The sequence below is a fragment of the Flavonifractor plautii ATCC 29863 genome, assembly GCF_000239295.1.
GTDB classification, from domain to species: Bacteria; Bacillota; Clostridia; order Oscillospirales; family Oscillospiraceae; genus Flavonifractor; species Flavonifractor plautii.
In genome coordinates, this window is the sequence record NZ_JH417744.1 from 21,026 (window position 1) to 27,459 (window position 6,434).

Here is a 6,434-nt window from a genome sequence, read left to right on the forward strand (position 1 = left end):
CGTCTCCTCCTTGAACTTTTTAGTTTTATTTTGATACTATCTGTATCATACTCCTTTCGACGGCGGATTGCAAGAGAAAACTACCTCTATACGGCGGTTTTAGGGAACATATGTTTGCATTTTAACCCAGGCTATGCTATACTGGCTTGGGAGTATACCAATAAGGAGGGTCTGCCATGAAAACGCTCTCGCCCAAGCAACAGCAGATCTATGACTATATCGTTTCCTTCTCCGGCCTCCACGGCTATCCCCCCTCGGTGCGGGAGATCGGGGAGTATGTGGGGCTCAAGTCCCCCTCCACTGTCCACTTCCACCTGAAGGGGCTGGAGGCGGCGGGGCTGATCACCAAGGCCGAGGGAAAGACCCGTGCCATTACCATCAGCGGCCCACACCCGGGCGCGCCGGAGCCGGCGGGAGAGGAGCCCGACCAGGTGCCTGTGGTGGGCAGTGTGGCCGCCGGAGCCCCCATTCTGGCCCAGGAGTGCATTGAGGACTATCTGACCTTTGACACCGGAGGACTGACAGGGGAGCACTTCGCCCTGCGGGTACGGGGGGAGTCCATGAGGTACGCGGGCATCCTCCCCGGCGACCTGGTGGTGGTACACCAGCAGCAGGACGCCCGCAGCGGGGAGATCGTGGTGGCCCTCTTTGAAGATGAGGCCACGGTCAAGACCCTGCGCCGCAGGGACGGACACACCTGGCTTATGCCGGAAAACCCGGACTATGAGCCCATTGACGGCGACGGCTGTACCATTCTGGGCAAGGTGGTGGCCGTGGTGCGGAGGTACTGAGGTTGAGTCCTGTGCCGAAGCCCAGTTGGATGAAACAATGAATAAGGGATTATACTGCTCATGTCCGCCCGCAGGCGGAAGAAAGGAGCCTGACCGATGGGAAAGAACGACCGCTTTCAGATCATCTATACCCAGGGGATCACGGATATCACCCGTATCCTGCTGGACACCCGGACGGGGGTGCTCTACCTCCAGACGGTGAGCGGCTATGCCGGCGGCCTCACTCCCCTTCTGGACAGCGAGGGTAGGCCCATGAAATGGCTGCCGGAGGAGGGAGAGGCATGAGACTGGTTACCTGGAACGTCAACGGCCTGCGTGCATGCCTGGGCAAGGGTTTTCTGGACTTCTTCCAGCGGGTGGACGCCGACGTGGTCTGCCTCCAGGAGACCAAGCTCCAGCCCGACCAGATCGCACTGGAGCTGCCCGGCTACCGGCTCTTCTGGAACAGCGCGGAAAAGAAGGGCTACTCGGGCACGGCGGTGTTCACCCGGGTGGAGCCCCTGTCCGTCACCTGCGGCATCGGCCTGGACGCGCACGACCACGAGGGCCGGGTCATCACCGCGGAGTTCGACGGCTTCTTCCTGGTCTGCTGCTACACCCCCAACGCCCAGAACGAGCTGGCCCGCATCGACTACCGGATGCAGTGGGAGGACGACTTCCGGGCCTACCTCATGGAGCTGGACAAAAAGAAGCCGGTGGTGCTGTGCGGCGATCTCAACGTGGCCCATGAGGAGATCGACCTGAAGAACCCCAGGAGCAACCGGGGCAACGCGGGCTTCTCCGACCAGGAGCGGGGCAAGATGACCGAGCTGCTCTCCAGCGGCTTTACCGACACCTTCCGCGCCCTCTACCCCGACCGGACGGGGGCGTACACCTGGTGGAGCTACCGCTTCAACGCCCGGAAGAACAACGCGGGGTGGCGCATCGACTACTTTATCGTGTCCGACCGCCTGCTTCCCCGGGTGAGGGACAACATCATCCACGCGGAGGTGGAGGGCAGCGACCACTGCCCCGTGGAGCTGGTGCTGGACTGATCATCCAAAACGGAGCCCCCGCCGGCACACGCCGGCGGGGGCCTTTTCTCTTGCCGCCCGTCACTCCTTCAGCCCCAGCAGCACCTGCCCCGCCGCCCGGGCAAAAAGCCGCGCCCCGGCCAGGGCCTCCTGAAGGGTGTTGCCGTGGGTGCCCACCTCCACCAGCAGAGAACCGTTGGAGAGCTGCTGGTTGTACCGGGAGGAGCGCATGGTCATGGGCCGGGCCAGGGTGGGATAGAGGGTGTTCATGCTCTCCTGGATGCGGCAGGCCAGGGACAGGTTCTGCATCCAGTTGGGGTGTTCTCCCCCCTCGCTGGAGCCCAGCACCAGCATGACCTGGGCGGTGTCCACCCCGTCGATCCGGGTGACGGCCTTGTATACCGTGCCGTCCTCCCCCACCAGGGCGTCCCGGTGGACGTCCAGCACGATTTTGATGGAGGGATATTGCTCCAGGTACCGCTGTACCGCCTCGGCGGAGCGGTCATAGGCCCCGTTGTACTTGGGGTAGTCGTATAGGGTGCGGTCGTGTACCACGGTGAGGCCCAGCTCGGTGAACACCCGCTCCATCTCGTCCCCCACCCGAACCACGTTGTAGTTTTCGTCCAGAGTGCGGGTGTTGTTGTCCGAGGGCTCGTAAATGTCGGTACCGTCGGGCGTGTAGGCCTCGCTGCCGTGGGTGTGGACGATGAGAATCTGGGGCCCCTCCGCCGGGAGGGCAATGTTTACGGGGGCTGCCGCGGCGGCGGCCAGATCCACGTCCAGCCCGGTGCGGTTGTAGAGGTACAGGCTCCCGGACACCTCATAGCCCTGGGTGCTGGTGGGCACCAGGGTGCGGGCAATGATGTCCTCCGGCGCGGCAGTGGTCTCGGGGGGCGGCTCGCTGATGTCGTCGTGATCCTGGGCGGGCTGCCCGGCGGGCAGATCGGGGGTGGCGGGCGCGGAGCCGTCCAGATGGCCGGCCACGGCGTCCCCATTCCCCCGCAGCAGAGGAGACTGGTCCACCACCAGGCGGGCCCATCCGCTCAGGCCGGACAGGGGACCGTCGTCCTCCGCTACTTGTCCCAGTTCTGCGGAGAGGGCGGCGGAGACAAAGCCGGGGTCCTGTCCCAGACTGCGGAAGGCATTGGCGGCGGAGCCTCCGCCGCTGCACACCAGCAGGGCCCATACCGCCAGGGTGGCCAGAAAGAGGGCGAGACTGCGGCGGAGCAGGCGGCCCCATTGGATTCTCGGCTTCATAGTTCATCATCCTTTGTAAGTAAGATGTCCCCCTCGGGAGCGGATATGGATCTCTATGCGCCCCACAGGGGGAATATGCCAGAGGGCCTGTCTTGACTTTTTCAGTCAATTCGATATAATGCTTTTACGATCGAATGCAGAGGGGGCGGTCCGGGTGGAGAGCCGCGGAGAGGTGCTCAACCAGTTTCTGGTGGAGGTGTTTGGCCAGATCCTGAAGGCGGAGGCCGCCTGTCTGGCCGGGAAAGACCTCTCCCTGCGGGAGCTGCACCTGATCGACGCCGTGTGCCGGGCGGTGGATCAGGGCGGGGACAACCGCTCCACCGCCATTGCCGCCGCCCTGGGGATCACAGCGGGCACCCTGACCTCCGCAGTAAACCTGCTGGAGAAAAAGGGGTACCTGCTCCGCCGCCGGGATGAACGCGACAAGCGGGTGGTACACCTGCTGCCGACCGAGCGGGGCCGGGCCGCCGACGCGCGCCACCGGGACTTTCACCGGCAGATGGTGGCCCATGTCCTGGACGGACTGACCGACGAGGAGGCGGAGTGCACCCTCCGCGCCCTGGGCCGGGTGGCCGAGTTCTTCCGGCGCGGCGCACCGGAGCGGGGATGAACAAGACCCACATCGCAACGATAGGAGAGAGGTTCTTTATGAGCAAAATAGCCATTGCCACAGACAGCAACAGCGGCATAACCCAGGCCCAGGGCCGGGAGCTGGGTATCTTTGTGATGCCCATGCCCTTTTACATCAACGACGAGCTCTTTCTGGAGGACATCACCCTGAGTCAGGAGCAGTTTTACCAGCGTCTGGAGGAGGGGGCCGACGTTAAGACCACCCAGCCCGCCCCCGGCGACGTGCTGGAGCTGTGGGACCGGATTCTGAAGGACTATGACGAGCTGGTTTACATCCCTATGTCCAGCGGCCTGAGCAGCTCCTGCGAGACGGCGGTGATGCTGGCCCAGGACTACGGCGGAAGGGTACAGGTGGTCAACAACCAGCGCATCTCCGTCACCCTGCGGCAGTCTGCGCTGGACGCCCAGGCCCTGGCCGCCGCGGGCCGGAGCGCCGCGGAGATCAAGGCGCTGCTGGAACAGACCAAGTTTGACTCGGACATCTATATTACCGTGGACACCCTCAAGTATCTGAAAAAGGGGGGCCGCTGCACCCCGGCTGCCGCCGCCATCGGCACGGTGCTCAACCTCAAGCCGGTGCTGCGCATCAAGGGCGAGAAGCTGGACTCCTTTGCCAAGGCCCGGGGCTGGAAGGCCGCCAAGAAGACCATGCTGGACACCGCCCGCAGGGTGATGGAGACCGACTTCGCCGGCTGCCGCGGGCCGGAGGACCTTCACATCGCCGCCGCCTTTACCGGAACGCGGGAGGAGGCCCAGGAGTGGCTGGAGGAGCTGGAGGCGGCCTTTCCCGGCTACCCCATCCACATGGACCCCCTCTCCCTCTCCGTGGCCTGCCACATCGGCCCCGGCGCCCGGGCGGTCACCCTGACCAAGGCCCTCCCCATCTGAGCCTGCCTAACAGAGCCGCCGGCATAGCCGGCGGCTTTTGCTATGCAAACGCATAGCAAAATTGGCCATGTTCCGCTTACAGCGGCACGGCCATGGGATGACTGCACGTGGGCCGTTCCGGCCCACGTGCGCAAACACTTCGTGCACCTAGGGCTTGTTTGAAAAATGTCAACATGCCCAATCGACGGGCCTTTTGACCGCTGGACGGCGCAATTTTTCCTTGAAATCCGTCAGGATTCCTGCGAAAAAATTGCTTGCCAGCGGCCCCAAATTCCTCGCCGCTGGGCACATCGCCAATTTTCAAACAGGCCCTAAGCCTTTGCATCGTTTCCTGGTGCACCCTGTGCGCATGAGGTTTTATGCGGAATTTAAAAAACATGCAAATTTTCTTCACGCTTTATACATAATTTGCGGTTATTCTATGTACCGTTAAAAGAAATGAACCCGTCAAAGGAGTGACCAGTTATGTATAACAGTGACTATAACAGACCCCCTGAGGAGCGGGAGCCCATAGAGACCGAGCATTTTCACGTCTGGGACGCTGAGTCCCCCAAGCCCCCCAGGAAAAAGAGCGGGGCGGCCAGGTTTGTGGCCCTGGGCCTTTGCTGTGCCCTGGTGGGCGGCCTGGTCGGCGGCGGCGGCGTACTGGCCGCCAGCCATCTGAGCGGAGGAAAGACCACCATCTACCAGGGTACCTCCCCCAACAGCATCGTATCCCTGGCCCATGTGGACGGACAGACTGTCCTCTCACCCGAGCAGATCTACGCCGCCAACTTGGGCGCGACGGTGGGCGTCAACGGCAATGTGGATACCAATGTGTTTGGCTATACGGTGAAGAACGCCGTATCCGGCTCCGGCTTTGTCATCGGCAGCAACGGCAGCTCCAGCTACATCCTCACCAATTATCACGTCATCGACGGCGTCAGCGACATTAAGGTGTTTTTCTCCGACGGCAAGAGCTATGACGCCACCCTGGTGGGCGGTGAAAAGGAGAACGACATCGCCGTGCTGAAAATCGACGTGGGCAACCTCCAGACGGTCACCTTGGGCGATTCCGACCAGCTCAATGTGGGCGAGGACGTGTACGCCATCGGCAACCCCCTGGGCGAGCTGACCTTTACCTTCACCGGGGGCTATGTCTCCGCCAAGGACCGCTCCGTCACCATGAGCGATGGAACGGTAATGAACATGCTCCAGACCGACACCGCCATCAACTCCGGCAACTCCGGCGGCCCCCTGTTCAACGAGTACGGCCAGGTGATCGGCATCGTCTCCGCCAAGCTGTCCAGCAGCTCCAACTCCGAGGCTTCGGTGGAGGGCCTGGGCTTTGCCATCCCGATCAACGACGTGAAGGATATGGTTACCTCCATCATTGAGCACGGCTACGTCACCGGCAAACCCAACGTGGGCATTCTGATGAAGGACGTGCCCCAGGAGGCCCAGCAGTATGGCGTTCCCGCCGGCTCGGAGGTGCTGGCTGTCCTGGACGGCTCCGGTGCCGGCAAGGCCGGACTCCAGGCGGGCGATATTATCACCGCTGTCAACGGCACCGCAGTGTCGGGCAGCGAGGCCCTCAAAGCCGCCGTCCAGGACTGTAAGGCGGGCGATAAGGTGACCTTCTCCGTTTACCGGGACGGGGACACAGTGGAGCTTGAGATCACCCTGGATGAGGATAACCAGACCACCCAGGAGGCTATGGAGCAGCTCCAGAAGGATTATCAGGAGCAGCAGGCCCAGCAGGAACAGCAGCAGCCCCAGCAGAATGGCGGCTATTTTCCCTGGCCCTTTGGCTGGTAAGACGTCAGAATTTAGATAAATGGATGATAGAAGCAGCGGCGCACGGATACCCGTGCGC

7 protein-coding genes are annotated in these 6,434 nt (G+C 62.6%); 6 read left to right on the forward strand and 1 reads right to left on the reverse strand.

The window, feature by feature from the left end; all coding sequences use genetic code 11:
* The first annotated feature begins 176 nt into the window (after positions 1-176).
* From lexA to HMPREF0372_RS08540, 3 genes are all read left to right on the forward strand, one after another.
* Positions 177-791, forward strand: coding sequence for a transcriptional repressor LexA (gene lexA / locus HMPREF0372_RS08530; protein ID WP_007490892.1), 615 nt, complete (start codon positions 177-179; stop codon positions 789-791).
* A gap of 96 nt (positions 792-887) precedes the next feature.
* Positions 888-1,076: a DUF6440 family protein gene (locus tag HMPREF0372_RS08535; RefSeq protein WP_007490894.1), complete on the forward strand. Its 189-nt coding sequence runs from the start codon at positions 888-890 to the stop codon at positions 1,074-1,076.
* On the forward strand, positions 1,073-1,825 hold the full coding sequence (locus tag HMPREF0372_RS08540) for an exodeoxyribonuclease III (protein ID WP_007490896.1): 753 nt from the start codon (positions 1,073-1,075) through the stop codon (positions 1,823-1,825). Before HMPREF0372_RS08535 ends, HMPREF0372_RS08540 begins: the two co-directional genes overlap by 4 nt.
* A gap of 60 nt (positions 1,826-1,885) precedes the next feature.
* On the opposite strand, the gene spoIIP is transcribed toward HMPREF0372_RS08540, so the two are convergent.
* Complete coding sequence (spoIIP, locus tag HMPREF0372_RS08545; RefSeq protein ID WP_007490898.1) at positions 1,886-3,061, reverse strand: stage II sporulation protein P; 1,176 nt, start codon at positions 3,059-3,061, stop codon at positions 1,886-1,888.
* Positions 3,062-3,215: 154 nt separating this feature from the next.
* Between spoIIP and HMPREF0372_RS08550 the strand changes: the two genes are divergently transcribed.
* From HMPREF0372_RS08550 to HMPREF0372_RS08560, 3 genes are all read left to right on the forward strand, one after another.
* Positions 3,216-3,671: a MarR family winged helix-turn-helix transcriptional regulator gene (locus HMPREF0372_RS08550; RefSeq protein WP_009257137.1), complete on the forward strand. Its 456-nt coding sequence runs from the start codon at positions 3,216-3,218 to the stop codon at positions 3,669-3,671.
* On the forward strand, positions 3,668-4,579 hold the full coding sequence (locus HMPREF0372_RS08555; protein WP_007490903.1) for a DegV family protein: 912 nt from the start codon (positions 3,668-3,670) through the stop codon (positions 4,577-4,579). The genes HMPREF0372_RS08550 and HMPREF0372_RS08555 overlap by 4 nt, the downstream gene beginning before the upstream one ends.
* A gap of 465 nt (positions 4,580-5,044) precedes the next feature.
* Complete coding sequence (locus tag HMPREF0372_RS08560; protein WP_007490907.1) at positions 5,045-6,376, forward strand: S1C family serine protease; 1,332 nt, start codon at positions 5,045-5,047, stop codon at positions 6,374-6,376.
* Positions 6,377-6,434: the final 58 nt, after the last annotated feature.

Bases quoted from the DNA above. Each gene is read 5' to 3' on its own strand.
- spoIIP (WP_007490898.1), bottom strand. From the start codon at position 3,061: ATGAAGCCGAGAATCCAATGGGGCCGCCTGCTCCGCCGCAGTCTCGCC.
- HMPREF0372_RS08535 (WP_007490894.1), top strand. From the start codon at position 888: ATGGGAAAGAACGACCGCTTTCAGATCATCTATACCCAGGGGATCACG.
- HMPREF0372_RS08560 (WP_007490907.1), top strand. From the start codon at position 5,045: ATGTATAACAGTGACTATAACAGACCCCCTGAGGAGCGGGAGCCCATA.
- HMPREF0372_RS08555 (WP_007490903.1), top strand. From the start codon at position 3,668: ATGAACAAGACCCACATCGCAACGATAGGAGAGAGGTTCTTTATGAGC.
- lexA (WP_007490892.1), top strand. From the start codon at position 177: ATGAAAACGCTCTCGCCCAAGCAACAGCAGATCTATGACTATATCGTT.
- HMPREF0372_RS08540 (WP_007490896.1), top strand. From the start codon at position 1,073: ATGAGACTGGTTACCTGGAACGTCAACGGCCTGCGTGCATGCCTGGGC.